We start from the raw sequence: 24,509 nt of genomic DNA on the forward strand, positions 1-24,509 counted from the left end.
ACGCTGGTTGCCGCTGTGCCTGCTTGCCGTGCTGGCGACCGGGCAGGCCCAGTCGATGCCCGGCACGGTGATCGACCTGGCCAGCGGCCGGCCGTTGCAGGAAGCGGCGTTCGTGCAGCGCGTCGCCGCCGCCCGGCACCTGCTGCTGGGGGAACGCCATGACGTCGCCGCCGACCATGCCGCCGAACGCTGGCTGTTGCAGGCCCTGCACCAGCAGCGACCACAGGGTGCGCTGGTCCTGGAGATGATCGGCAGTGAACGCCAGCCCCGCCTGCAGCGCGTGCAGCGCTGGCTGGACAAGGGCAACCGTGCCGACGGGCAACACCTGCAGGAACTGCTGGGCTGGGACCCCCGTTGGCCGTGGTCGGCCTATGGCGGACTGGTGCAGGATGCCGCCGCTGCAGGCATCGCCCTGCACGGTGGCAACCTCTCGCGTGCGGAGGTCGACGCGCTGCTCGCTTCGTCGGCACCGGCGCGCTTCCCGGTGCCTGGCGCACGCCACCGCCTGTCGAACGTAGTGCTGGCCCAGCACGCCGACGCCGCACCGCTGCTGGAAGGCATGCTGGCCGTTCAGCAGGCCCGCGATTCGCGTATGGCGCAGGTACTGGCGGCCGCACAGACACCCGCGCTGCTGGTTGCCGGCCGCTGGCATGTGCTGCGCGGCACCGGCGTACCGGGCTATCTGCCCGCATCCGCGCCTGCGCTGGTGGTCGCTCTGGCATCGGCGGAAGAAGCCATCGACGCCAGCGACGCCGACCTGCTGTGGGTGATCGCAGATGAGTGAACGCAGGCAACACTGGCAGGCAATGGCGATCACCGTCGGGATCCACCTGCTGCCGCTGCTGCTGCTCGTGCACTGGGTGGCAGCCCCGCCTACGCTGCCGCCGCCAGAGCAGGATGTGCGCATCAGCCTGCGCCTGCTTGCGCCGGCTGCACCGCCACAGCCTGTGGAGGAACGCCAGGCCGAACAGCCCAGCCAGGCGCAACAGGCGCGCGCCGCGCAGCCACGGAAATCGCCGCCGCCACCCGCGCCGACCCACGCGCGTGAAGGCGAACTGGCCGCCAGCGAGATCGCCGGCGCCGGCCGGCAACCCACGCAGGTCGCCCCACCTGCGGCCGCGGCCGATGCCCGTCCCGCACCGGCATCGATCACGGCCGCGCCGCCTGCTCCGGACGCCCCACCCGCGGACGTCCAGGCCGGCGCTGCCAGCGACCAGTGGGAAGCGCGGCTGATGGCACGACTGGAGCGATACCGCTACTACCCCTCCAGCGCTAGATCGCGGCGCCAGCAGGGCACCAGCTGGGTCCGCGCCAGCATCGACCGCGACGGACGCCTTCTGGCGCTGCGCCTGGAGCAGTCCAGCGGCCAGTCCCTGCTCGATGACGCGGCGCTGCAGACCTTCCGCCGCGCACAGCCGCTGCCACGCATTCCCAACGAAATGAAGGCACCGCAGGAACTGGTGGTGCCCGTGGAGTACTACCTGCGCTAGACGGTCCGCGCCTCCGCTACGATCTCGGCCAACCACTGCCAGATGCGGCAACCGGATCAACGCGACGGTGCACCGGGCCCCCTCCTTGGCAGTCCTCCGCACCGCGACGCGTGCGGAGGACCACGGAGTGGCTCAGGCCTTCAGCACTTCCACCTTGTACGAAACGGTCTCGCCGTCGTGCTCGATGATCAGTCCGTGCACGTCCGACTCGAAGCCCGGGAAGCGCGCATTCTGCTCGCGTGCGATGCGCAGCGACTCGATGATGGGCTCATCGCTGGCACCGAAGCGCTCGCCCGGCATGATGGTGGGAATGCCGGGCGGGTACGGCACCAGCATGGTCGCCGCGATGCGGCCACTGAGCTGTTCGATGTCCACCCGTTCGATTTCCCCCTTCACCAGATGGTTGTAGGCATCGGCCGGGGTCATCACCGGCGTCGGCAGGTCCACGTACATCTCGCGCATTACCCGGGCCACTGCGAACTCCTGGTTGAAGGCGTGCAGCGCATCGCAGAGGTCGCGCAGTCCCCAGCCAGCGTAGGCAACGGGATAGTCCGCCGCCAGCGTCGGCAGCGCCTGGCTCAGGGGGGCGTTGCGGTCATACAGCTCCTTGAACGCCATCAGCTCGGTGACCAGCGTGCTCCACTTGCCCTTGGTGATCCCCATCGAGAACAGGAACAGCACCGAGTAGAGGTTGGTCTTCTCCACAGTGATGCCACGACCCCACAGGAACTTGCTCAGCACCGCCGCTGGAATGCCCAGCCGGCCCATTCCACCATCCATCGACAGGCCAGGGGTCAGCAGGGTCACCTTGATGGGATCGATCAGCACATAGTCGTCCACCAGATTCTCGAAACCATGCCAGTGCCCATCCGGCTGCAGGTACCACTCCTCCCGCTTGGCCACCATCGGCGCCGGCGTGTCGCCCTTGTCAAGGCTGCGCTCGACCTTGGTCGGCTGCCATACGCTGAACCACCAATCATCACGGCCGAGATCGTCGCGCACATGCAGCATGGCGCGCCGGAATGCGATCGCCTCGTCGTGCATCTCCTGCACCAGCGAGCGACCGGCCTCGCCCTCCATCATCTTCGACGCGACATCACAGGCAGCGATCACGCCGTAATGCGGGCTGGTGGAGGTGTGCATCATGAATGATTCGTTGAAACGCTCCGCATCCAGATTGCGCTGTGCCGAGTTGCGCACATGGATCATCGAGGCCTGCGAGAACGCGGCAAGCAGCTTATGGGTGGAGTGCGTGGTGAAGATGATCGCATCCTGCTCGCGCGGCTTGCCCTTGGCCATGCCGTAGTGGTTCTCGTAGAAGGGATGGAATGCCGCGTAGGCATACCAGGCCTCATCGAAGTGCAGAAAGTCCACCGCACTGCCGATCTCGTCGGCGATCTTCTCGGCGTTGTAGCACAGGCCATCGTAGGTGGAGTTGGTGACCACGGCGATACGCGGCTTGGAGCCCGCCGTGTATGCCTTGCTCGCCAGCGGGTTCGCGGCGATGCGCTGCTGCAGCGATTCCGGAGTGAACTGGTCCAGGCTGATCGGGCCGATGATGCCGTGCGCGTTGCGGCTGGGCGTGAAGTACACGGGTACCGCGCCCGTCATGATCAGCGCATGCAGGAGCGACTTGTGGCAGTTGCGGTCGACGAACACCACATCGCCCCGCGCCACCGTGCCGTGCCATACGATCTTGTTGGCCGTGGAGGTGCCATTGGTCACGAAGAACGTATGGTCGGCGCCGAAGTTGCGGGCCGCTTCGTTCTCGGCGTCCTTGATCGGCCCGGTGTGGTCCAGCAGCGATCCCAGCTCCGGCACCGAGATCGAAAGATCGCTGCGCAGCGTGTTCTCGCCATAGAACTGGTGGAATGCACGGCCAACCGGCGATTTGGTGAAGGCCACGCCACCGGCGTGGCCGGGCGTATGCCAGGAGTAGTTCGACTCGGCGGCATGATGGATCAGTGCCTTGAAGAACGGCGGCAGCAGGTGCTGCATGTAGTCTTCAGCGGCCCGCATCACCTGCCGGGAGATGAAGTTCTTGGTGTCCTCGAACAGGAAGATAAAGCCGTGGATGTACTTGAGCAGCTTGCTCGGTACCTTCTCGATGGTGCGGCGTTCGCCGTACAGGAAGACCGGCAGGTTCGCGCGGCGCGCGCTCTGCTCGCGCAGGAACGCGGTCAGGCGCTGGAACTCGCCATCGACTTCTTCGCTTCCATCGATCGATATCAGCACGGCTGACGCCGCAACATAGGTGCGTGCTCCTGCACGGGCATCATCCAGGTTCAACCCGCACAGCACGCGCTGGTCGTTGCTGCGCAGCTCTTCCACCAGAGCGCGGATCAGGATGCCGCCGATGCGTGGTGAGTCGTAATCACCGTCGATGACTATGATCGGATAGTCCAATGACTTGAAATACACGTTGTTTCTCCTTGTCCGAATCAGGAATGCTGCGCGCCGGCAGAAATCGCCGCCGCCTCGCGGGCACGCTGCCGCTGCTGGCGGCGCTCCTCGCTGAAGAAGGGATAGAACACGGTGATGAACAGGACGAACAGGAAGGCGTACTGCACGATCGTTCCCGACGAGCCATAGATCGCCCACAGGCAGTACACGACGGTGAGGCTGGTCAAGGTCCAGAACGCGCCGGTATGCACCAGGGTGTGCGAGCGTTCGACCACGAAGTAGCAGGCCACGCAGGAATAGATGTAGGGCAGCAGGGTCAGCACCACCGCGGCCGAGGTGATCACATCGAACTGCGCGGATGCCGTTTCCGAGGTGGAAGTGACCAGCACGGCCAGCGTCATCAGCACCGCCACGATCAGCACGCCCTTGACCGGCACGTCATCCTTGTTGGTTTTGCTGAAGATGCTCGGGAACAGGCCATCATCCGATGCGGCCTTCGCGCTCTGTGCGGTCAGCAGGATCCAGCCACCGAGCGAGCCGGCCGCACCGATGAACGCGCACAGGCTGACCAGCGCACCGCCCCACCCCCCCACGGCCTTGGCCGCCGCCAAGGCGAACGGCGCGTCCGAAGTCTGCAGTTCACCGTTGGGGACCATGCCCATGATCACCGACGAACTGGCGATGTAGGCGATGGCCGCAAGGAACACGCCGGCCAGCGTAGCGCGCGCGACATTCTTCTCCGGGTTCTCGACCACGCCGGCGGTCACCGACGCCGACTCCACGCCGATGAACGCCCACAGCGTCAGTGCGGCTGCACTGGAGATCGCACCGAAGTTGGATTCACCGGAGACGTTGTAGGCCCCTTTGAAGATGTCGGCATCGAAGAAGAACCAGCCGAAGATGGCGATGCCCAGGATCGGCACCAGCGCGAAGCTGGTGGTGACGGTTTGCACGCGGCTGACGAAGGCCGGACCGATCACGTTGGCGAAACTCAGCGCCCACACCAGCACCAGGACCGCGATGCAGCGCACCAGCGGCTCGGACAGGATCGGGAAGAAGTAGCTGAAGTAACCCACCGCCGCGATCGGGATGGCGACATTGCCGATCCAGTTGGCGAACCAGTAGATGGTATTGGTCTGGAAGCCCATGTAGGGGCCGAACCAGTCGCGCGCATAGGCATAGGGGCCGCCGGCCTTCGGGGCCAGCTTGCCCAGTTTGGCGAACACGAACGCCAACAGCAGCGCACCCGCCGTGGTGATCAGCCAGCCCCAGATCGAGGCGGTACCGATCTTGGCCAGGCTGGAGGGTAACAGGAATACGCCTGAGCCCATCATGTTGCCCGCGACGAGGAAGGTGGCTCCCACCACACCGATCTTCTTTGCTTCTGCCATGACAATCTCCTGTACCGGCATCAGCCCGGTTGCGCCGGGCATGGGGGTTGGCTGCGCTGGCGTGCTGCCGCTGGCGCCTATTTGATGAAGTTGTACTGCAGGCTGCCCTGCACTCTTACTGTGTCGCCGCGTGCACCGTCCTGCTGCTGCAGGCGGCCGTAAAGCAGCTCCATGCCCATCGTCCACGAGGGCGCGGGGCTCCAGATCAGGTTGAAGACGCCGTAACGGCTTTGCCGGAACGCGTCACTGGCAAGAGCGGCATTCCGCTCCAGCGTGAGCTGTCCGAAAATCAGATTCGAGCGCCACAGATCGGACCAGTAATGGGTGTAACCGACGAAGCCGCCGTGCAGATCCAGTGCCTCCAAGCGACCGTCCGCATCCACCACGGCATCCAGGCCGGAGCCGGTCAGATCAGCGGTGTAGCGGCTCAGGCCGCGGCCGCCCAGCACGCCGAACAGCAGCAGGTCGCGCGCGCCCACGGAAGCAGAACCGCTGAGCTGCAGGCCGCCGGCGATGCGCCGGTCGCGCTGGTCCTGGCCGTCATAGGCCAGACTGCGGGCCACCGCACCCATCTGCAGGTGGCCCCAATCGCGCTCCATGCGCGCGGTTACCGTGACATCCGGCAGCCGGTTCACCGCCGCCAGCGTCTCGCTGGCCCCGGCCAGTTCCGTCTCCGGGTCTTCGGCGGCGATCGTCAGCGTGCTTCCCTTGCCCAGCGCGAAACTGTGGTGGATGCCGGCCACCAGCAGGTAGCCAGCACCTCCCGGGCCTGCGAAATCCAGCGTATCGGGCAGGCTGTCGGCATCCATGAAGGTGGAGTAGCCATAACCGGCATAGGTATTGCCAAGCTGCCCATAGGCGTGGCGCAGGCGGAACTGGTATCCATCGCTGCTGCCGAAGAAATCATTCTCCAGATAGAAGCGCAGGTTGCCGTGCGTGGTCGGCCGGCGCGCCTCGAAGCTGAACCGCGTCTGCTTGGCGTGGATGTTGAAGTTGGAAACGTCGCGATGGCTGTCCCCTACCGGCATCGATGAAGGGATGAACTGGTCCTCGTCCCCCGCCCGGCGCGAGTCGGCGATGGCATCGAGCTTGGCATAGCCGCCGATGCGGATGACCGTGTCGGTTCCGGGGATGGCAAAGAAGCCTTTCAGATCTGCGTCGGTGGGGCTGGCAGCGTTGTCTGGACGCGAGGCGGCCGTCGACGGGTCCGCCACTGATTCGCGCGCCGGCAGCACCGGTTGCGCCACGCCGGGCACGCGGGTGGGCTGCAATGTGGCGGCCGTCGTCGCCGGAGCTGGGGACACGGGCGTAGCCGTAGCAGCAGGCGCGACGCCCGCATCATGCCGCTCGAGCTGGTCCAGGCGTTGCTGCATGCCTTCCAGGGCCTGTCGCATCGCCGCGATCTCACGGCGCAGCGCCTGCGCGTCGTCGTCGGCAACCGCCTGCGCCTGCAGCGGCGCAGCGGCCAGCGCGGCCAGGCAGGCAAGACTCAGTACTGCCATGCGCATTGCATCCCCCGTGCACGAACACTCGCCACGCGATGCCGGACCGCACGCGTGCGCCGTCCTGGCTTCGCTCCGCCGTTGCTGGAAATACGGATACTGCGATTAAGACAGACGGTCGCCGGCAGGTTCGCACCGCCGATGAGGCAGCGACCGGAGCAGTCTGGGTAGCAAGCGCAGAGTGAGAGTGTCGTGAATTGCGATGCGGGCATGCTCTGGGGAGAGCCCTGCGTGTGCAGCAGTGCAGAAGCGATATCGCTGTATTTCATGCATCACAGGCTAGTGCGCATGTCGTTTTTGGCCTTGATTGGAATCAAGGCACGATGCTTGATCTCAGTCACGATTCAGACGTGACGGCGAACAAGCACTGCGCAGCAGTTCACGCCGTCATGGCCATGCAAACGCAGCAGGCCCGCACGTTTCCGTACGGGCCTGTCGATGACAGCCTGCATGCAGGATCACTTTTCAGCGTGGACCCAGCACCGTCTGCAGATCAGCACCCTGTGGAAGACCGGAGCGACGCTGCACCTGGCCCTGCGCATCCTGGAACAGGATCCCCGGCGTACCCTGGAAGCCCATCTCGATCATCAGGACCTGGTTGGCATCCAGCTTCCCCGCGATCTCGCGGCTGATGTTCGGCAGCGGCTTGATGCCACCGCGGTCGAACTGGCGCTCGTTCTCCAGCAGCGCCGCGCTGGGGTCGCGTGCGGCCAGAATCGCGGCCGCCTTGGCCGGGCTGTCCTCGCGGATCACACCGACCATCACATGACGCAGCTGCACCTTGCCGGCATCCACCCATGGGCGTGCCGCCTCCCAGAACTTGTGGCAGTACGGGCAGTTGGCATCACTGAATGTGTAGACCACGCGCGGTGCGTCGGCCTTGCCATCCCGCACCCACGCACTGGCGTCCAGCTTGCTCCACATCTTGGCCGACATCGGCGCGGCCACCAGCTTTTCCACTGCATCAGCGGCGACATCGTTACCCTCGGCATCGAACAGACTGCCTACCACCACGTGCTTGCCGTCCGCGGTCACGTAAGCGGCGGCAGGCTGCTGGCCACCGACCACGCCGGCGAAGCCGCGCAGCCCACCCGGTGCGTCGAACTCGGCGACGACCTCGAAACCATGCTTCTCGATGCCCTTCAGGACCGCCGGGCGATCCCCCTTGGCAGCGGAGGCCGGCGCACCGGCTGCCGGCGCAGCTCCTGCCTTGCCCGGTGGCGTCTGCGCCTGGCTGCAGGCGGCCAAGGCCAGCAGGGCCGGCAGCAACAGCACCGCAGGAACGGTGCGCAGGGAAATCAACGACATGGGAACTCCATAGTGGGATGCCAGCGCAGGCTACCGCAGCCGGCGCAGTTTGTGTTCAAGCCCTGCCATGGTCAGTTCACCCAGATGCAGCTCCTGCAGGCGTCCGTCAGCATCGAAGAACAGGGTGGAAGGATACGCCTGCACCCCGAGCGCCGCAGATGCGGCAGCATCGTCATCCAGCAGCACGTTGCGCAGCTGCAGGCGTTCGCCGGCAATGAAACCCTGGACCTCGTCCAGACTTTCTCCCTGATTGAGGAACACGAACCGCACATCGTCATGTGCGTCCTGCGCGGCTGCCAGCACGGGCATTTCACGTCGGCACGGACCACACCACGTTGCCCATAGATTCACGACCACGGGTTTCCCGCGGAACTGCTGCAGATCGATGACACGGCCCTGCAGGTCCATCACCTCCAGCCTGGGCAGCGGCATATGCCGCGCCTGCCACCCGGACACGCCGTGAGTGGCTGCGCCCCACAGCAGCGTACCTGCCAGCGCTGCTGCCAGTACCGGCCGGCGCAGCGCGGGATGTCCACGCAGCCGCCACAATCCCCACGCCAACGCAGCCATCAGCACGACGACCAGGTGGTATCCGCCATCGGTGATCTGCAGAACGCTCCATGGCGAGTCGCGATACAGCGCCGCATTGACGGCGACGAAGCTGATGCGGCCACACAGCAGCCCCACCAGCAGCATATCCAGCACCATGCCGGCCGCCGAAGGCTGCGGTCCCTGCGCACGGCGACCGGGCCAGAGCCGGGCGATCATCATCGCAATCAGTACACAGATCAGAATCAGAACGACCGGCATCGGCACCGGCCCAACGCTGGACATCATTCCATCCACTCAACGATCGACTGACCGCATGGTCGAAGCGTCGCGCCTGCGATGCAAGCGCGACGACCGACCGTCAATCGTCAAGCCGCGCTGCGCCCCATCTGAATGCCCGGCGTCGGCGCCGGCGCCAATCCGCGCAGGCTCCCTGCCACGGAGGGCAGCAGCGGGCGTTCGCGGCGCTTGTTGCTGACGTGACGTCGATAGTTCGCCGGCGTCATGCCGACGATGCGCAGGAACAGACGCCGGAACGCACTCTGATCGGCATAGCCGACCCCCCAGGCCACCTCATCGATACCCGCCCCCTGCTGCAGCAATGTCTGCGCCTTGGCCACCCGCAGTCGCTGGCAGTATTCGATCGGACGCAGCCCGGTCGCTCTGAGGAAGCGGCGCTGCAGAGTGCGCGGCTCCAGCCCGGCCACTTCGCAGATCGAAGCAAGCGTGGCGCCGCGCGCCGCCGTGGTGTGCAGCCAGCGCTGGGCCTTCAGCACGTCGCGGTCCCCATGGGCGAAGTTGGCGCTGAAGCGCTCCAGATCCTGCTGGATCGGTTCCGGAACGGTGATCGCGAGCTGCGTGGCCACCGCGCTGGCCACGCCCTGACCGAACAGCCGGTGCAGCAGTCGCAGGCCGAGAAAGCGCCATGCCTGCACACCTGCGACGGTCAGCAGATCACCATCGTCCACCAGTGCGCGTTCGCTGGGTACCCAGCTGACAGCCTGCGCCACCAGTCCGGGATGGCGGCTGAGATCCGGACCCGACACGGTCCGGCCCGCCAGCAGGCCGGCCCGGGCCAATACGCTCACCCCATCCGCCGCGGCCGCCAGCAGACTGCCGCCGTCGTAGTGCGCACGGAGCCAGTCGAGCAGGATTTCATCGGTACGAAGAGAGGCCGTCGAACTGACCTGGCCCGGAACCGCGATCACCGCGGGAATGGCCGCGTCCAGCATGTCCGCGCCCGCGACGCGATGTACCCCGCTGCGGCTGGCCGGCACGATCCAGCGGGTCACCAGCACCCGCTTGAACGGGCGCCGCTGCTGCTGCGCCACGCGGTTGGCCACATGTGCCATTTCAGCCAGTACCGATGCTGCCGACGGGTCGCCACCGGGGTACTCGACCACCCCCACTTCAACGAACCCCTCGCTCCTGATTCCCTCCACGGTGCACCTCCTCGGTTCTGGCCAGCGAATGACCGGTTCAGGTGCAGGGTAGAAAGTGCTCCATCGGCGAGGCTATGAAGAAAGTTGCAAAGTGCACTGGATGCGTATCTCACACATCGCATTGACCCTGGACCAGACTCAAGGGTTCAGAATGGCGACCGGAAACCCGAGGAATTCCGCCATGAACATTGGTCAGCTGGCGCGCCGGGCGGGCGTCCCGATCGATACGGTCCGCTACTACGAGCGCCAGCAGCTCTTGCCCACCGCGGCACGTTCGGCCGGTGGCTACCGCATCTTCGGCGAGCAGGACCTGCGTCGCCTGCGTTTCATCCGCCGTGCGAAGGCGCTGGGTTTCAGCCTGGAGGAGATCGCTGAACTGCTCGCACTGAGCGACCAGCACCAGCACGACATGGGCAGCGTGCGTGACACCGCACGGACGCGCCTGCGCGACATCGAGCAGCGCATGAACGAACTGCAGCGCATGCATGCGGCACTGTCGCAACTGGTCGAGGCCTGCCCTGGCCACGGTGCGCTGGTGCACTGCCCGATCCTGGCGGCGCTGACCGAAGACGGCGAGTGACCAGGCACCCGGCGGAACGATGGCGCACCCGGCCGCGGACGTGAAGAAAAGTGCAACAAATGCTTGCCAACCCCAGGGGGCATCGCTATTATTTCGCTCCTCAGCGACGTGGGGCCATAGCTCAGCTGGGAGAGCGCCTGCATGGCATGCAGGAGGTCAGCGGTTCGATCCCGCTTGGCTCCACCAATCTTTCGGCATTAGGCCGTCGAAAGGTCGCTAAAGAACATTGATGAGAATTGCGTCCCCATCGTCTAGAGGCCTAGGACATCACCCTTTCACGGTGGCGACCGGGGTTCGAATCCCCGTGGGGACGCCACTCATCACGAACAACGAGGACCCGGCCGATAACCGGGTCTTTTTTGTTCACCGCCAACCGGCATTCAGGTTGTGGCGTCACGGTGGTCTCCCGGATCGTATGCGGGGCGCCGGAACGAAAAAAGCTCAAAAGGCTTCCACAAACGTGAACACGCAGGTATGATAGGCGGCTCGGTAACACGGGGCCATAGCTCAGCTGGGAGAGCGCCTGCATGGCATGCAGGAGGTCAGCGGTTCGATCCCGCTTGGCTCCACCACTTTCGACATTAGGCCGTCGAAAGTTCTACAACTTGAAGTTTTTCGTGCGTCCCCATCGTCTAGAGGCCTAGGACATCACCCTTTCACGGTGGCGACCGGGGTTCGAATCCCCGTGGGGACGCCAGTTTCAAAAGGACCCTGCTCCCGGCAGGCATCCTGGTTTCATGGGGCCATAGCTCAGCTGGGAGAGCGCCTGCATGGCATGCAGGAGGTCAGCGGTTCGATCCCGCTTGGCTCCACCACTTTCGACATCAGGCCGTCGAAGGTTCTACAACTTGAAGTTTTCGTGCGTCCCCATCGTCTAGAGGCCTAGGACATCACCCTTTCACGGTGGCGACCGGGGTTCGAATCCCCGTGGGGACGCCAATTTCTGAAAACCCCGGCTTCGGCCGGGGTTTTTCTTTTCAGAAGCGTCGATACATTCCGATCGAGGCTGGCGCCGTCGGCGCGAATCCGTACTGCGCATACAACCGATGTGCCTCGCCATCGGCGAGCAGGCTCACATAGGCCGAAGGCGGAAGGTTGGCCTGCATCCATTCGTCCAGACGCCGCATCACCTCCTTGCCCAGTCCCTGCCCCTGCAACCGCGGCAGCACGGCGATATCGCAGACCTGCAGGTGGCAGCCGCCATCGCCGACGATCCGGCCCATCGCCACCAGCTCACTGCCCTGATAGGCGCAGACACCGAACAGGGTATTGGGCAGCGCACGTGCAGCCGCTTCGGCGGTCTTGGCGCTGAGCCCGGCCAGCGCCCGGAGCTGGCAATAGGCCTCGACCGTGGGCACGCCTTCACGGAAATGGCAATGGGCCGGATCGTTCATGCGGAATCTCCCTGAGTGTCAGGCTATCCTGCCGCATCCGCGTCGCAGCCGCCGCGACTCACCCCGACAGATATCGCATGTGCTACTCCGCTTTGATCCGGGCCGACTACGCCAAGCTGGTGCGCGAGTTCGGTGCCGTGCTGTCGCTGGAGGAGTTCGCCGAGCTGTACGCGTACGACCCCGGCAAGAAGCAACCCAGGACGCCCAAGGCCATGGATGACGGCTTCGCTGGCGCGCGCACGGAGCTCGGCCGCGACATCGTGGCCCGGATCCAGCGGTGGCATGCACAGGAGCAGGCCACGCTGGAAGCCGAGCTGGCCCAGCAGCGCGAACGCCGCGACATCGCAATCGCAGCCCTGGCCACCCGTCCCACACTGAAGGCGCGCAACGAGCTGCGCATCGCCGGCAACCGCATCGATCGCGCGCAGACCCGGCTCGACGACCTGCATCGCGTGCAGCTGCTGCCACGCGACAACCGCATTTTCCCCGGCACCTACGCGCCGGTGATGGTGAGCGAGAACGGGCAACGGGTGATCAAACCGATGCGCTACCGGTGCCGTCTGCCGGATGCGCCCGCGCGCAACGACGTGCTCTATCCGGGCAGTTACAACGCCCGCCGTGACAGCCTGGAAGGCTACTGGCGCGGCGCTTTCGGGCAGCGTCATGGCGTGGTCGTCATCCAGGCCTTCTACGAACACGTGTCCCGGCACGCGGTTGGCGGACGCGCACCGGCCCCTGATGACAGGACGGGAGATGTGGTCCTTGAGTTCCGCCCCGACCCGCCCCGCGACCTGTTGGTAGCCTGCCTCTGGTCCGAGTGGGACGGCCCCGAAGGACGCCTCCTCTCATTTGCGACCATCACCGATACGCCGCCGGCCGATATCTCCGCCGCCGGCCATGATCGCGGCATCGTGCCGATCCGGCCCGAGCACCTCGATGCATGGCTCAATCCGGAACCTGGCGATCTGGCCAACCAATACCGCATCCTCGACGATCGCGAGGAGATCCGTTACGTCTTCGAGGAGTCCGCCTGAGCACGCACTGCGGCCGGATCGTCCGGCCACCGCGCCTGGATCAGGCGCGGGCGCTGGAATGCCCGACCGCGCGGGCCAGCGCCTGCGACAGCTCCGCGGACAGGTAGGGCTTGACCAGCAGCACACCCGACTGCATGGCCTGTGGCAGCTGCTCCGCCGACATGCCGGTCGCGAGCACGAAGGGCACGCCGCGGGCGGCCAGCGCCGCCGCGACCGGCTCACTGGTTTCCTGGTGGGCCAGGCGATAGTCCAGCAGCGCCACGTCCGGCGTAGTTTCTTCCAGCAGCCTCAGCGCTTCGCCGACGCTCGCAGCCAGCCCCACCACCTGTGCACCGGCCTGCACCAGTTGCATCTGCAGCAGGGCCGCGCTCATCTCGTCGTTCTCGACCACCAGTACCCGCAGGTCCTGCAACGCCGCCATCGATTCCCGCTCCTGTGCATATCACGCCGGCGCAGTATAGCGATCACGGGGGCAATGCCGGCAGATTCGGCCGCCATCGTCCCGCGCCGGGCAGCCTCTATGAAAGTGCGCTCGACCTCGGGTAAAATCACCCGCTGCCTGCCGGTGTGGCGGAATGGTATACGCAGCTGACTCAAAATCAGCCGGGGGCAACCCCATGAAGGTTCGAGTCCTTTCACCGGCACCATGCATCAAAGGCCAGGTCCACGACCTGGCCTTCTGCATTTCCGGCCCGTCACCTGCGTCGCCCCTCCCGCGCGGCGACCGCCCAGCGCCGCCGCCGTGCGCGCCGCAGCTGACAACGTTGCCAGCAGGCCAACGCTGCGGAATTCTTGCAAGGCGCATGCGCATCTGCCTATCGTGACTGGCCGTACCTGGGGGCGGGGGAATGCATGACGTTGCCGGCTGCACTGTTTTTTCTGGTCACGCATGCATTCGTCGTCGGCCTGGCAGGCCCTGGAGATCCGGTGGGTTCGTTCCTGATGTCGAGCGCCGCGCCGCTGCTGGCGGCCATGGCATGCGTGCGCCGTGCGCGTGACAGCCACGCCGCCTGCAAATGGAGGACCTTCGCTTTCGCCGTCAGCCTGTTTCCGGTCGCACTGCTGCCACTGCTGTTTCCAGGCATCACCGATGCCTGGCCGGCGCAGGTCGCACTGACATCGTTGATCCTCTACGTGTTCTATCGCATCCCGCTGACCTACGTGGCCGCCAGCGCTGACAGCCGGAACCGCCATGTCCGCAGCGTCGACCTGTCGATCATCAGCCTGCTCTGGCTGCTGTACTACACGCATGCGCAATCGACTGCGCAGCTGGATACCGCGCTGTGGACGCATGGCCTGAACGCCATCAGCACCACGCAGAACAGCCTGCTGTTCAGCTTCGCGCTGATCCGCTACCTGGCCGAGGACAACGCAGATCGCCGCGACTTCTTCCGCACCCTCACCCTGTTCCTGCTCGGCTACTTCCTGATCGAGCAGTACGTCAGCCGGTATCGGCCGCAGACCCCGGACGGCGGATGGGCAGATCTGCTCATCAGCGGCCTGTTCCTGCTGCTGGCGGTGATCGCCGGCAGTCCGCGGCGCAGGACCGCGCCGCCTGTCCCGCGCAACCTGCGGCGTTTCGTCGAGGCCAGCGTGCCGTTGATGCTGCCGCTTCTGCTGATGCTGGTCGCATTGCTGATGGCGCGCACGAACCAGACGATGGCAACGGTGGGCTTCATCGGCGCCATGCTGGGCTACGCACTGCGCAGCGTGCTGAGCCAGGTGGACATCCAGCGCCAGCGCGACGAGCTGGCAGCGCTGGCCCGGCGTGACCCGCTGACCGGGCTGGGCAACCGCCGCAGTTTCGATGAATCGCTGCCGGGCGCCCAACGGCGCGCGCGGCGCCAGGGCCTGGGCCTGGCGGTGCTCATGATCGACATCGACCACTTCAAGCGCCTCAACGATACCTACGGACACCCGGAGGGCGATCGCCGCCTGCAGGCGGTGGCCGCGATCATCGATGGCTGCCTGCAGCGCGGTGACGACCTGCTCGCCCGCTACGGCGGCGAGGAATTCATCGCTGCGTTGCCTTCCTCCGACGTGGCCCATGCGATGGCCATGGGCGAGCGCATCCGCGTGGCGGTCGAAGACGCCGCGCTGCCGTCCGGCCCGTCCAGCGTAACCGTCAGCATCGGCGTGGCATGGTTGGCTGCCGATGCTCGGCAGGAACCGGACAGCGTGGTCGAACGTGCGGACCAGGCCCTGTACCGGGCCAAGCGCGCGGGCCGCAACTGCGTCCGCGGCGAGGCTTTGCCGGAACGTACAGCGGCCCCTGCCCTGCGCGCCTAGACCACGCGCAGGGTCGGCACGCCATGCTGCAGGGCAGCGCCGCCCGCCGCCCCCTGCACACGGAATCCGGCGACGGTCTGCAGCAGGTGGGCCGACTGTTCTTCCATGCTGCGCGCCGCGGCGGACGCTTCCTCGACCAGCGCCGCGTTCTGCTGGGTTCCCTGGTCGATCAGGTCCACCGCGTGGTTCATCTGCTGGATGTCATCGCTCTGCTGCTGCGAGGCGCTGCTGATCTCGGTGACCAGGTCACTGACCCTGCGCACGTTGAGTACGATCTCGTCCATCGTGCGGCCAGCACTTTCCACCTGCGCCGTGCCCGCACCGACATTGGCCACCGATGTGTCGATCAGCTGCTTGATCTCCTTGGCGGCGCTGGCCGAGCGCTGCGAAAGTTCGCGGATCTCGGTGGCGACGACCGCGAACCCACGGCCGTGCTCGCCGGCACGGGCCGCCTCCACGGCAGCGTTCAGCGCCAGGATGTTGGTCTGGAATGCGATGCCGTCAATCACCCCGATGATGTCGACGATGCGACGCGAGGAGGCGTTGATCAAGGCCATCGTCGCCACCACCTCGTGCACCACGCTGCCGCCGCGCGCAGCCACCTCCGCTGCGCCGCCGGCCAGCTGGCTTGCCTGGCGCGCATTGGCCGCCGTGCGCTGCACCGTATCGGCCAGGCCCTTCATGGACACGGCGGTTTCTTCCAGCGAGGCCGCCTGCTGTTCGGTGCGCTGCGACAGGTCGCTGTTGCCCTGCGCGATTTCGGTCGCGCCGACCGCGATGGTATCGGCAGCGAACTTGATCTGGCCGATGATGCCCGCCATGGCTTCGACCAGCGCGTTGACGCCATCGCACAGCTCGGCGATGGGGCCACTCTTGTCGGCAATGGCGACGGTGCGGGTCAGGTCGCCCTGCTTGGCCGCCGCCACGACCTCCCGGGTCTGCGCCACCGCACGCTGCATGGCCTGGTTCTCATGCACCTGCGCGGTGATGTCGGTAGCGTATTTGACGACCTTGAACGGCCTGCCGTTGCCATCCAGGATGGGGTTGTAGGAGGCCTGGATCCAGATCTCGCGGCCGCCCTTGCCGAGCCGCCGATACTGCCCGGCGTCGTACTCGCCGCGCCCGAGCTTTTCCCAGAACCGGCGGTACTCGGCGCTGTCGCGAAGCTCGGGCTCCACGAACAGCGCATGGTGTTGGCCGCGCACCTCTTCCAGGCTGTAGCCGGTGGCGGCGAGGAAGTTGGCGTTCGCCGAGAGAATGTGCCCGTCCAGGCTGAACTCGATCACCGCCTGCGACTTGTCGATGGCGGCAAGCTGCCCCGCCGAGTCCGCGGCCTGCAGCTTCTGCGCGGTGATGTCGGTCGCGAACTTGACGACCTTGAAGGGCCGGCCCTGCGGGTCCAGCACCGGGTTGTAGGAGGCCTGGATCCAGATTTCGCGCCCGCCCTTGCCCAGCCGTCGGTACTGTCCGGCGTCGAACTCGCCACGTCCCAGCCGGGCCCAGAAGTCCCGATACTCGGCGCTGGACGCCTGATCGGGATCGACGAACAGCGAATGATGCCTGCCCTGGATTTCGTCCAGACGATAACCCACCGCCTGCAGGAAGTTGTCGTTGGCCTGCAGGATGGTGCCATCCAGATCGAATTCGATCACCGCCTGCACGCGATGCAGTGCGGCCACCTGGGCGGCCAGCTCGGCATGACCGCGATCGCTGTCGACCCTGCCGGGCCGAGGCTGTCCCGCCAGCGCCCCCAGCAGGGAACGCCACGGCGACCAACGGGTGTGCAGCTCGGCTGGCGCCTGTGCGCCTGCCGTAAGGCCTGGAATGAGCATTGTCTGATCCTCGGTGTCCGGTAAGCGGTTGCGATCCGCCAGGCGGGATGCCCGACGGCGACATCAATTGCTTGGACTACAGGTGCCGGCAGGCACCTCTCGAGCAACGGGCAAGAACATCTGGGGGCGGGTGCGATCGACATCCGGGAGCGGCGGAACACACTGCGCGGGCCGCCCGACAGGGCAGCCTGGGGTCCTGCAGCGGGTGACGGGAGCGGGATCCAGTGAGGTTATCGGCACCTCCGTTCCGGGCTTTAGGCCCCTCCGCAGCGGGCCCTGTCCAGCCCCCTCCCCCCTGCAGCGCCTGACGGCGCCCTCGATGCAGCCTGCAACGAAAAGGTTGCCATGACCATCGGGGCTGTCGGCAAGGGGGTGGACAGGCAAGGATGCGCCCACCACGGACCGTCCATCGACACGGAGATCGCATGTTTTCACGCCTGGCTGCTCTTTTCGCCCTCGGCCTGTGCAGCAGCGGCGCGCTGGCCGCCGATGCAGGCTATCGGCCGAGTTTCAACCCCGCACAGCTCAAGGGCCCGCCCGCCGGCCGCGTCAACGAAGTGCTGGTGCTGGGCTCACCGCACCTGTCCGGCCTGCCCCCGACCTTCCAGCCGGCAATGCTGGAGCCGCTGCTGCAGCGCCTGCAGGCATGGCGGCCGACGGCGATCGCGGTGGAGAACCTGTCCGGACTGCAATGCGATTTCATGCGCCGCAATCCCGCCCGCTATGCCGAGAGCGTGGAAAGTTACTGCGTCGATCCTGCACCTGCCCAGGCCGCCACCGGTCTGGATGTTCCAGCGGCCAACGCCGAAGTCGATCGCGTACTGGCGGCATGGCCCGCTACACCGACGCACGCACAGCGTCGCCGGCTGGCCGCACTGTTCCTGGCCGCAGGTGAGAACGGCTCCGCGCTGGTGCAGTGGCTGCGCCTGCCGGCGCAGGAGCGTCGCGCCGCAGACAGCCTGTCACCGCAACTGGTGCAGTTCCTCGACAAACGCGCCGTGCGACGCAACGAAGTCAGCCTGATCGCGGCCGAGCTTGCCGCACGCCTGGGCCTGGAACGCCTGTGGGCAGTCGATGACCACACCGCTGATTCGCCCACCCCTGCGGCACTGGAGAAGGCGGCTGGCGAAGCCATCATGAACGCCTGGAACAATCCCGCCAGCAAGGCACGACGGGCCGCCGATACGGCCCTGCACGCCGAACTCGGCAGCACGGATGGCCTGCTGGCGCTCTATCGGAACTACAACGCGCCCGACACCATCGCCCAGGTCTACAACAGCGATTTCGGCGCGGCCCTGGTCGAACCATCGCCAGAAGGCTTCGGCCGCAACTACGTCGGCTACTGGGAAACCCGCAACCTGCGCATGGTCGCCAATATGCGCGAGGTGCTGGGCCAGCACCCGGGCACCCGCATGCTGACCCTCGTCGGCGCCTCGCACAAGGGCTACTACGAGGCCTACCTCAACCAGATGCACGACGTGCGGCTGGTTGATGCCAACAGCGTGCTGGACTGAGCGCCAGGGCTAGCAGGGGGCCGGCGCATCGCCGCGCCGCGACCGCCACAGCAGCACGCAGGCGACCACGATCGCACCCAGGGTCAGTATCAGCAGCACCACCACGCCGCCCTGTAGGGTGGGCAGCAGCGCCTGCGCCCGGGCATCGCCGTGCAGTTGCTCCAAACGCAGGCAGGCGGCTACCGCCAGCCACCAGCCGACCATCGCCGGCGCGAAGGCACGCAGGGCATCCGGGGTCCAGAAACGCATGTCGTTCTCCAACGGGGTGGGTGTGCGCGCAGTATTCGCGGCCGCCCTCTCACAGACTGAGATCAGCCGCCACCGGCGTCGCTGTCCACGCCCTCAGCCGGCCATTCGCCGGCTTCCCCCTGCACCTGCACGTTGTTGCGTCCCATTGCCTTGGCCCTGTAGCACTGCGCATCGGCCGCAGCCACGGCCTGGTCCACCCCCATGCCGCCCAGCAGCGGCGCGATGCCGATGCTGGCGCCCACCCGCAGGCGGTGCTGGTCCCAGGGAATGGAGAGGCTGGCCAGGGTCTGCAGCAGTTCGCCGCCGATCCGCGCCGCGCGGCGCGGCGTGCAGCCGGACAGGATCACCGCGAACTCGTCCCCGCCCAGCCGGGCCACCACGTCCGAATCGCGCACGCCGTGGCGCAGCACGCTGGCCACCGCCCACAGCACCGCATCGCCGGCCAGGTGGCCCCAGGTGTCGTTGACCGGCTTGAAGCGGTCCAGGTCGATGTACATCAGCGATGCCGCCTGGCCTGTCCGCTCGACCCGGGTGATGGCCTGCTGCAGATGGACTTCGAACCCCCGCCGGTTGCTCAGTTCGGTCAGCGGATCGATCTCCGCCAGCTGGCGCGCTTCGCGCTGCCGTGCACGCTGCTGGGTATCATCGCGCAGCACCCACACCGCACCGCGCACATGGCCCTCATCGTCGCGCAGCCAGGCGCGGGTCAGGTCCACCGGCACCGTCGCCGTGCCCAGCCGCAGCAGCAGGTCGGCATGCAGGTCGACCGCGTTGCTTTCCGGGTCCAGCAGTACGGCCACGTCCAGCATCGAGCCGGGGGCGTACTCGGTGGTCAGTTGCAGCACGTCCTGCACCCTGTAGCCGGCCAGCGCCTGTGCGCCGTCGCCGGCCAGCATGCGCACGGCAGCGGCATTGGCATATTCGATGCGGCCCTCCAGGCTGACGCTCAGCACCAGGTCGGCGACGGCGTCGAGGGTGATGCGGCTGCGCTGCTCGCTTTCAAACAGGCGCTGTTCACTGCTGCGTTGTGCGCTGATGTCCTGGATCTGCGAGACGAAATGCACCGGCTCACCGCGTTCGTTGCGCACCAGCGATACCGACAGCCGCGTCCAGATCACCCTGCCGTTGCGATCGAGAAAGCGCTTCTCCAGGTGGTAATGGCTGCACCGGCCTGCCAGCAGGTCCTGCACCAGGGCCAGGTCGGCCTGCAGATCGTCCGGATGGGTCAGCCGCTGGAAATCGACCTGCAGCAGCTCCTCGCGCGCATAGCCCAGGATGCGGCACAGCGCGTCATTGACATCCAGCCAGCGTCCTTCCAGCGAAACCAGCGCCATGCCGAGTGCAGCCGAGGTGAAGGCGCCTGCGAACTTCTCCGCCGCCATGCGTGCTTCCGCACGTGCCTGCAGGATCTCGGTGATATCGATGGCCATGCCGACATAGCCGATGCGCGCGCCATCGGCCCCGTCCATGCGGCTGATCGAAAGCCGCACCTGGCGTTGCCGGCCATCCTTGCGCAGCAGCGTCCATCGCCGCGAATAGGTCTGCCCTTCGGCATGCGCACTGAGGGCTTCGAACACATCCGGCAGGTGACCCTGCGGGTCGGCCTGCGGTTGCAGCCAGGCCTTCAGCTCATCCGGCTCATGGAAGGCATCCAGCCGCCGCAGGCCGACCACCTCGGCGGCGCTGTAACCCAGCAGGCGCTGCGCACCCGTGTTGAACAGGGTGATGGTGCCATCGGTATCGGTCGCGATCACCGCGACGTCGTCGGAGGCGTCCACCACCGACTGCAGGCGCTGGCGGCTCTCGGCCGCGTCCTGTCGTGCCTGCTGCAGCTCGGTGACGTCGGCGTGGGCACCTGCCATCCACAACGGCCGCCCCTGACCGTCCCATTCGAACACGCGACCACGGTCATGGACCCAGATCCACTGGCCGTTCTTGTGGCGCATGCGCACCAGGCAGGCGTAGTTGTCGCTGCGCCCGTCGAAATGCTCCTGCAGCGCGGCGTCCGACAGCGCGATGTCGTCCGGATGCACCAGTGCCGCGAAGGTCTTCTGGCAGATCGGCTCCAGCTCTTCCAGCCGGTAGCCGACGATTTCGGCCCAGCGCGCGTTGACCCGCATTTCGCCGGTCTGCACGTTCCACTCCCAGGTGCCGGCAGCGGTGCCTTCGATGATCATCGCAAGCCGCCGACGCTCTTCGGCCAGCGCATGCAGACGGCGTTCGAGCAGATCGTTGCTGTTGTTGCCCTGACCCGCCATCAAGCCCTTCTCCGTCCCGCGCAGGCGTGCACGGGCCGCAGCAATCCGCTGCAGCTGTCACGGAATCGGACGGGGCGTGCTGGCGTCATGGTCCTCCCCAGCGACAGCGGGTCGGCCACACGCCTCCCCAGATGCGCAAGTGTGCGCAATCACGGGGAAAATCGACAAGTCCCCCGCCCCGGTTCAACCGTGACGGGGAACACGCTCCTCAACTGCGCTTGGCGCGGGCGAAGGCTTCAGCCAGTGCGTTGTTGGCCGGGGCTGCCGAGGGGGCGGGCCGACCGCCGTTGCCCTGGCCCCGCCCCGGGCTCCGGCCCGGCCCGCCTGCGTCACGCCGCGGCCCTTGTCCCTGACCACGCTCGTCACGGCTGCCGGGGCGGCTGGTGGCCTGGCCGGGGGTATCGTCCAGGCGCCGGGTCAGCGCGATGCGCTTGCGCGGCACATCCACCTCAAGCACCTTCACCTTGACGATATCGCCAGCCTTGACCACGTCGCGCGGGTCCTTCACGAAGGTGTCGGAGAGCGCCGAAATGTGGATCAGGCCGTCCTGGTGCACGCCGATATCGACAAAGGCGCCAAACGCGGCGACGTTGCTGACCACGCCTTCCAGCACCATGCCCTCGCGCAGGTCCTTGATGTCTTCCACGCCCTCGGCGAAACGTGCGGCCTTGAACTCCGGGCGCGGGTCACGGCCGGGCTTTTCCAGCTCCCTGAGGATGTCGCGCACCGTCGGCACGCCGAAGGTCGCATCGGTGAACTGCTCGGCCTTCAGCCCACGCAGGAAGCTGCCATCGCCGATCAACGCCTTGATCGGGCGCTGGGTACTGGCGACGATGCGTTCGACCACCGGATAGGCTTCCGGATGCACGGCGGACGCGTCCAGCGGCTCGTCGCCGTCGGCAATGCGCAGGAAGCCGGCACACTGCTCGAAGGTCTTCTCACCCAGCCGGGCGACTTTCAGCAGGTCCTTGCGGCGCTTGAACGGACCATTGTCATCGCGATGGCGCACGATGTTCTCGGCCACCGTCGCCGACAGGCCGGACACGCGCGACAACAGCGCGGCCGAGGCGGTGTTCACGTACACCCCGACCGCGTTCACGCAGTCCTCCACGCGGGCGTCCAGCGCGCGCGCCAGGCGGTACTGATCGACGTCATGCTGATACTGGCCCACGCCGATGGCCTTCGGTTCGATCTTGACCAGCTCGGCCAACGGATCCTGCAGGCGGCGCGCGATCGACACCGCGCCGCGCAGCGACACGTCCAGGTCCGGGAACTCCCTGGCTGCGAGCTCGGAAGCCGAGTACACCGAAGCACCGGCCTCACTGACCACCACCTTCTGCAGCTTCGGGTTGCCGACCGCCTTGATCGCTTCGCCGGCCAGCTTGTCGGTCTCGCGGCTTGCGGTGCCGTTGCCGATCGCGATCAGTTCCACGTTGTGCCGGGTACACAGCTGCCTGATCGTCTGCAGCGACTGCTCCCACTGGCGCCGGGGCTCGTGCGGATAGATCGTCTCGGTGGCGACCAGCTTGCCGGTGGCATCGACCACTGCGATCTTGCAGCCGGTGCGGATGCCTGGATCCAGCCCGAGCACGGTCTTCGGGCCCGCCGTCGCAGCCAGCAGCAGATCCTTCAGGTTGTCACCGAACACGGTGATCGCGTCCGCTTCGGCCTTTTCGCGGGCCTGGTTGAACAGGTCCAGCAGCAGGTGCATGTGCAGCTTGGCACGCCAGGTCAGGCGGCAGGCATCGAGCAGCCAGCGGTCGGCGGCACGGCCCTGGTCGGCGATGCCGGCCTTGCGGGCCACGCGCCCCTCTGCGTACTGATGGCCTGCCTCGGCATCGCTGCCCGGGTCCAGCTCCAGGTACAGGATCTCCTCGCGACGCGCGCGGAACAGCGCCAGCAGGCGATGCGAGGGAATTTTCGCCAAGGCTTCGGCGTGCTCGAAATAGTCGCGGTACTTGGCGCCCTCGGTCTCCTTGCCCTCGGCCACGCGGGCGCGGATCACGCCGTGTTCGCCCAGCCAGGTGCGCAGCTCGCCCACCAGTGCGGCATCTTCCCCCCAGCGCTCCATCAGGATCGCCCGCGCGCCCTCCAGCGCCGCCTTGGCATCGGCCACGCCCTTGTCAGCATCGACAAAGCTGGCCGCGAAGGCCTGAGGGTCCTGCGTCGGATCGGCGAGCAGTCCATCGGCCAGCGGCTCCAGGCCGGCCTCGCGGGCAATCTGCGCACGGGTACGGCGCTTGGGCTTGTACGGCAGGTACAGGTCTTCCAGCCGGCTCTTGGTATCGGCGGCGAGGATGTCGTTGCGCAGTTCGTCGCTGAGCTTGCCCTGCTCGTCGATGCTGGCCAGCACCGCCGCACGGCGGTCTTCCAGTTCGCGCAGGTAGGTGAGGCGCACTTCGAGATTGCGCAGCTGGGTGTCGTCCAGGCCACCGGTCACTTCCTTGCGGTAGCGGGCGATGAACGGAACGCTGGCACCTTCGTCAAGCAGGCCGACCGCGGCGCGCACCTGGCTGGGCTGGGCACCGATTTCCTCGGCGATGGTCTGGGCGATCTGCTGGGCGAGCGCGCTCTGGGCGTTCTTGGCGTCGTGCATTGCTTCAGGTCTGTGCCGCGTTACGGGAAGACCCCATTCTGGCAATCCGCGACGGAGCCGGACAAGACATTGACAGCAGACGGGGTTCAGCGGCGTGGCCGGTCTGGACGCCGGCATCCTGGCAGGGGGGCTCGGACTGGCCCGGGGCTGGGATGCCGGCGCGGGCGCGCGATGGTGGGCGCGCCCTGCCGCGTGTTGCGAGGGTCAGCGGTAGTGGCGGGCGGCGCGCTGCATGACGATCTCGTCACGCATGCCTTCCAGTGCCATCAGCCTGACCTTGCCGACACCCTGCAGTTCCATGAACCGCTCGGTGTAGAACTCCGGCCCCAGCGCGGTGTCGGCGCGCGATTTGCTGAAGCCATAGGGCACCACGCCCTTCTCGCCATCCTTGCTACCACCGACATAGAGAACGATTGCCATGTGATGTATTCCTCCAAATTGCTACTGCGTACTGCACTCGATGAGCGATGCTGCGAGCCCATCGGAGAGGAGCTTACCGCGTCGTACCTGACTGGAACGTCACGCAGGCTAATGACGATCGGTTGCATGCAGATGACGGCGGGATCGCAGCAGAATGCTTACGGATCTTTAACTTCCAGCTAACGAATTCCAAGGAACTCCCGCCAACGGCGCAGCCCTCGTGGCCGGTCGTGTAACGCGTTTCATGTGATTGGGCCG

General features: G+C 66.6%; 19 protein-coding genes and 7 tRNA genes. 13 read left to right on the forward strand and 13 right to left on the reverse strand.

Features of this window, described 5'->3' with window-relative positions; all coding sequences use genetic code 11:
• Positions 1–7: 7 nt before the first annotated feature.
• Entirely contained in the window at positions 8–784 is a 777-nt protein-coding gene (locus N5J29_RS11005) for a ChaN family lipoprotein (protein WP_065182739.1), read from the forward strand.
• A complete protein-coding gene (locus N5J29_RS11010) occupies positions 777–1,490 on the forward strand; it encodes an energy transducer TonB (protein WP_164151877.1) in 714 nt (237 codons plus the stop codon). Before N5J29_RS11005 ends, N5J29_RS11010 begins: the two co-directional genes overlap by 8 nt.
• A gap of 132 nt (positions 1,491–1,622) precedes the next feature.
• Here N5J29_RS11010 and N5J29_RS11015 read toward each other — a convergent pair whose 3' ends face one another.
• From N5J29_RS11015 to N5J29_RS11040, 6 genes are all read right to left on the reverse strand, one after another.
• A complete protein-coding gene (locus tag N5J29_RS11015) occupies positions 1,623–3,911 on the reverse strand; it encodes an Orn/Lys/Arg decarboxylase N-terminal domain-containing protein (RefSeq protein ID WP_111185977.1) in 2,289 nt (762 codons plus the stop codon).
• A 20-nt stretch (positions 3,912–3,931) separates the two neighbouring features.
• Positions 3,932–5,284 (reverse strand): arginine/agmatine antiporter, encoded by a 1,353-nt coding sequence (adiC, locus tag N5J29_RS11020; RefSeq protein WP_053517667.1) that lies wholly within the window; start codon positions 5,282–5,284, stop codon positions 3,932–3,934.
• Between the two features lie 77 nt (positions 5,285–5,361).
• Complete coding sequence (locus N5J29_RS11025) at positions 5,362–6,792, reverse strand: DcaP family trimeric outer membrane transporter (RefSeq protein ID WP_164151878.1); 1,431 nt, start codon at positions 6,790–6,792, stop codon at positions 5,362–5,364.
• 459 nt (positions 6,793–7,251) lie between these two features.
• Positions 7,252–8,094 (reverse strand): thiol:disulfide interchange protein DsbG, encoded by an 843-nt coding sequence (gene dsbG / locus N5J29_RS11030; protein WP_053517670.1) that lies wholly within the window; start codon positions 8,092–8,094, stop codon positions 7,252–7,254.
• 30 nt (positions 8,095–8,124) lie between these two features.
• Positions 8,125–8,928, reverse strand: coding sequence for a TlpA disulfide reductase family protein (locus N5J29_RS11035; RefSeq protein WP_164151880.1), 804 nt, complete (start codon positions 8,926–8,928; stop codon positions 8,125–8,127).
• An 83-nt stretch (positions 8,929–9,011) separates the two neighbouring features.
• A complete protein-coding gene (locus N5J29_RS11040) occupies positions 9,012–10,085 on the reverse strand; it encodes a helix-turn-helix domain-containing protein (RefSeq protein WP_164151882.1) in 1,074 nt (357 codons plus the stop codon).
• A 181-nt stretch (positions 10,086–10,266) separates the two neighbouring features.
• On the opposite strand from N5J29_RS11040, the gene N5J29_RS11045 reads away from it, so the two are divergent.
• The 7 genes from N5J29_RS11045 to N5J29_RS11075 all read left to right on the forward strand — a co-directional run bounded on the left by N5J29_RS11045 (position 10,267) and on the right by N5J29_RS11075 (position 11,604).
• Positions 10,267–10,665: a heavy metal-responsive transcriptional regulator gene (locus N5J29_RS11045; RefSeq protein WP_065175310.1), complete on the forward strand. Its 399-nt coding sequence runs from the start codon at positions 10,267–10,269 to the stop codon at positions 10,663–10,665.
• A 110-nt stretch (positions 10,666–10,775) separates the two neighbouring features.
• A tRNA-Ala gene (locus tag N5J29_RS11050) sits at positions 10,776–10,851 on the forward strand.
• 54 nt (positions 10,852–10,905) lie between these two features.
• Positions 10,906–10,981: transfer RNA gene (locus N5J29_RS11055), tRNA-Glu, on the forward strand.
• A 180-nt stretch (positions 10,982–11,161) separates the two neighbouring features.
• A tRNA-Ala gene (locus tag N5J29_RS11060) sits at positions 11,162–11,237 on the forward strand.
• Between the two features lie 49 nt (positions 11,238–11,286).
• Positions 11,287–11,362, forward strand: a tRNA-Glu gene (locus tag N5J29_RS11065).
• Between the two features lie 42 nt (positions 11,363–11,404).
• Positions 11,405–11,480: transfer RNA gene (locus N5J29_RS11070), tRNA-Ala, on the forward strand.
• 48 nt (positions 11,481–11,528) lie between these two features.
• Positions 11,529–11,604 (forward strand) — tRNA-Glu (locus tag N5J29_RS11075).
• A gap of 38 nt (positions 11,605–11,642) precedes the next feature.
• Here the strand turns inward: N5J29_RS11075 and N5J29_RS11080 are convergent.
• Positions 11,643–12,059: a GNAT family N-acetyltransferase gene (locus tag N5J29_RS11080; protein ID WP_053520436.1), complete on the reverse strand. Its 417-nt coding sequence runs from the start codon at positions 12,057–12,059 to the stop codon at positions 11,643–11,645.
• Between the two features lie 77 nt (positions 12,060–12,136).
• On the opposite strand from N5J29_RS11080, the gene N5J29_RS11085 reads away from it, so the two are divergent.
• Positions 12,137–13,093, forward strand: coding sequence for an SOS response-associated peptidase family protein (locus N5J29_RS11085; protein WP_164151884.1), 957 nt, complete (start codon positions 12,137–12,139; stop codon positions 13,091–13,093).
• A 40-nt stretch (positions 13,094–13,133) separates the two neighbouring features.
• Here the strand turns inward: N5J29_RS11085 and N5J29_RS11090 are convergent, their stop codons facing one another.
• Complete coding sequence (locus N5J29_RS11090) at positions 13,134–13,514, reverse strand: response regulator (RefSeq protein WP_053520434.1); 381 nt, start codon at positions 13,512–13,514, stop codon at positions 13,134–13,136.
• Positions 13,515–13,654: 140 nt separating this feature from the next.
• On the opposite strand from N5J29_RS11090, the gene N5J29_RS11095 reads away from it, so the two are divergent.
• Positions 13,655–13,740 (forward strand) — tRNA-Leu (locus N5J29_RS11095).
• A 205-nt stretch (positions 13,741–13,945) separates the two neighbouring features.
• Entirely contained in the window at positions 13,946–15,382 is a 1,437-nt protein-coding gene (locus N5J29_RS11100; RefSeq protein WP_164151886.1) for a GGDEF domain-containing protein, read from the forward strand.
• Here N5J29_RS11100 and N5J29_RS11105 read toward each other — a convergent pair.
• Positions 15,379–17,214, reverse strand: coding sequence for a methyl-accepting chemotaxis protein (locus tag N5J29_RS11105; RefSeq protein ID WP_164151888.1), 1,836 nt, complete (start codon positions 17,212–17,214; stop codon positions 15,379–15,381). The genes N5J29_RS11100 and N5J29_RS11105 overlap by 4 nt on opposite strands.
• Positions 17,215–17,639: 425 nt before the next feature.
• Between N5J29_RS11105 and N5J29_RS11110 the strand changes: the two genes are divergently transcribed.
• Positions 17,640–18,728 carry a DUF5694 domain-containing protein gene (locus N5J29_RS11110; RefSeq protein WP_262219147.1) on the forward strand — a complete coding sequence of 363 codons (1,089 nt, stop codon included), beginning with the start codon at positions 17,640–17,642 and terminating at the stop codon, positions 18,726–18,728.
• Between the two features lie 9 nt (positions 18,729–18,737).
• Here N5J29_RS11110 and N5J29_RS11115 read toward each other — a convergent pair whose 3' ends face one another.
• The 4 genes from N5J29_RS11115 to N5J29_RS11130 all read right to left on the reverse strand — a co-directional run bounded on the left by N5J29_RS11115 (position 18,738) and on the right by N5J29_RS11130 (position 24,251).
• Positions 18,738–18,977: a hypothetical protein gene (locus N5J29_RS11115; protein ID WP_128990489.1), complete on the reverse strand. Its 240-nt coding sequence runs from the start codon at positions 18,975–18,977 to the stop codon at positions 18,738–18,740.
• A 62-nt stretch (positions 18,978–19,039) separates the two neighbouring features.
• The gene (locus N5J29_RS11120; protein WP_164151892.1) at positions 19,040–21,235 is read right to left on the reverse strand and encodes a PAS domain S-box protein; all 2,196 of its coding nucleotides are present in this window, start codon (positions 21,233–21,235) and stop codon (positions 19,040–19,042) included.
• A gap of 208 nt (positions 21,236–21,443) precedes the next feature.
• Positions 21,444–23,831: a Tex family protein gene (locus N5J29_RS11125; RefSeq protein WP_164151894.1), complete on the reverse strand. Its 2,388-nt coding sequence runs from the start codon at positions 23,829–23,831 to the stop codon at positions 21,444–21,446.
• A 204-nt stretch (positions 23,832–24,035) separates the two neighbouring features.
• Positions 24,036–24,251 carry a hypothetical protein gene (locus tag N5J29_RS11130; RefSeq protein WP_005410085.1) on the reverse strand — a complete coding sequence of 72 codons (216 nt, stop codon included), beginning with the start codon at positions 24,249–24,251 and terminating at the stop codon, positions 24,036–24,038.
• Positions 24,252–24,509: the final 258 nt, after the last annotated feature.

Origin of the sequence: Stenotrophomonas sp. GD03680, assembly GCF_029844625.1 — a bacterium.
In the GTDB taxonomy this organism is placed as follows: domain Bacteria; phylum Pseudomonadota; class Gammaproteobacteria; order Xanthomonadales; family Xanthomonadaceae; genus Stenotrophomonas; species Stenotrophomonas maltophilia_P.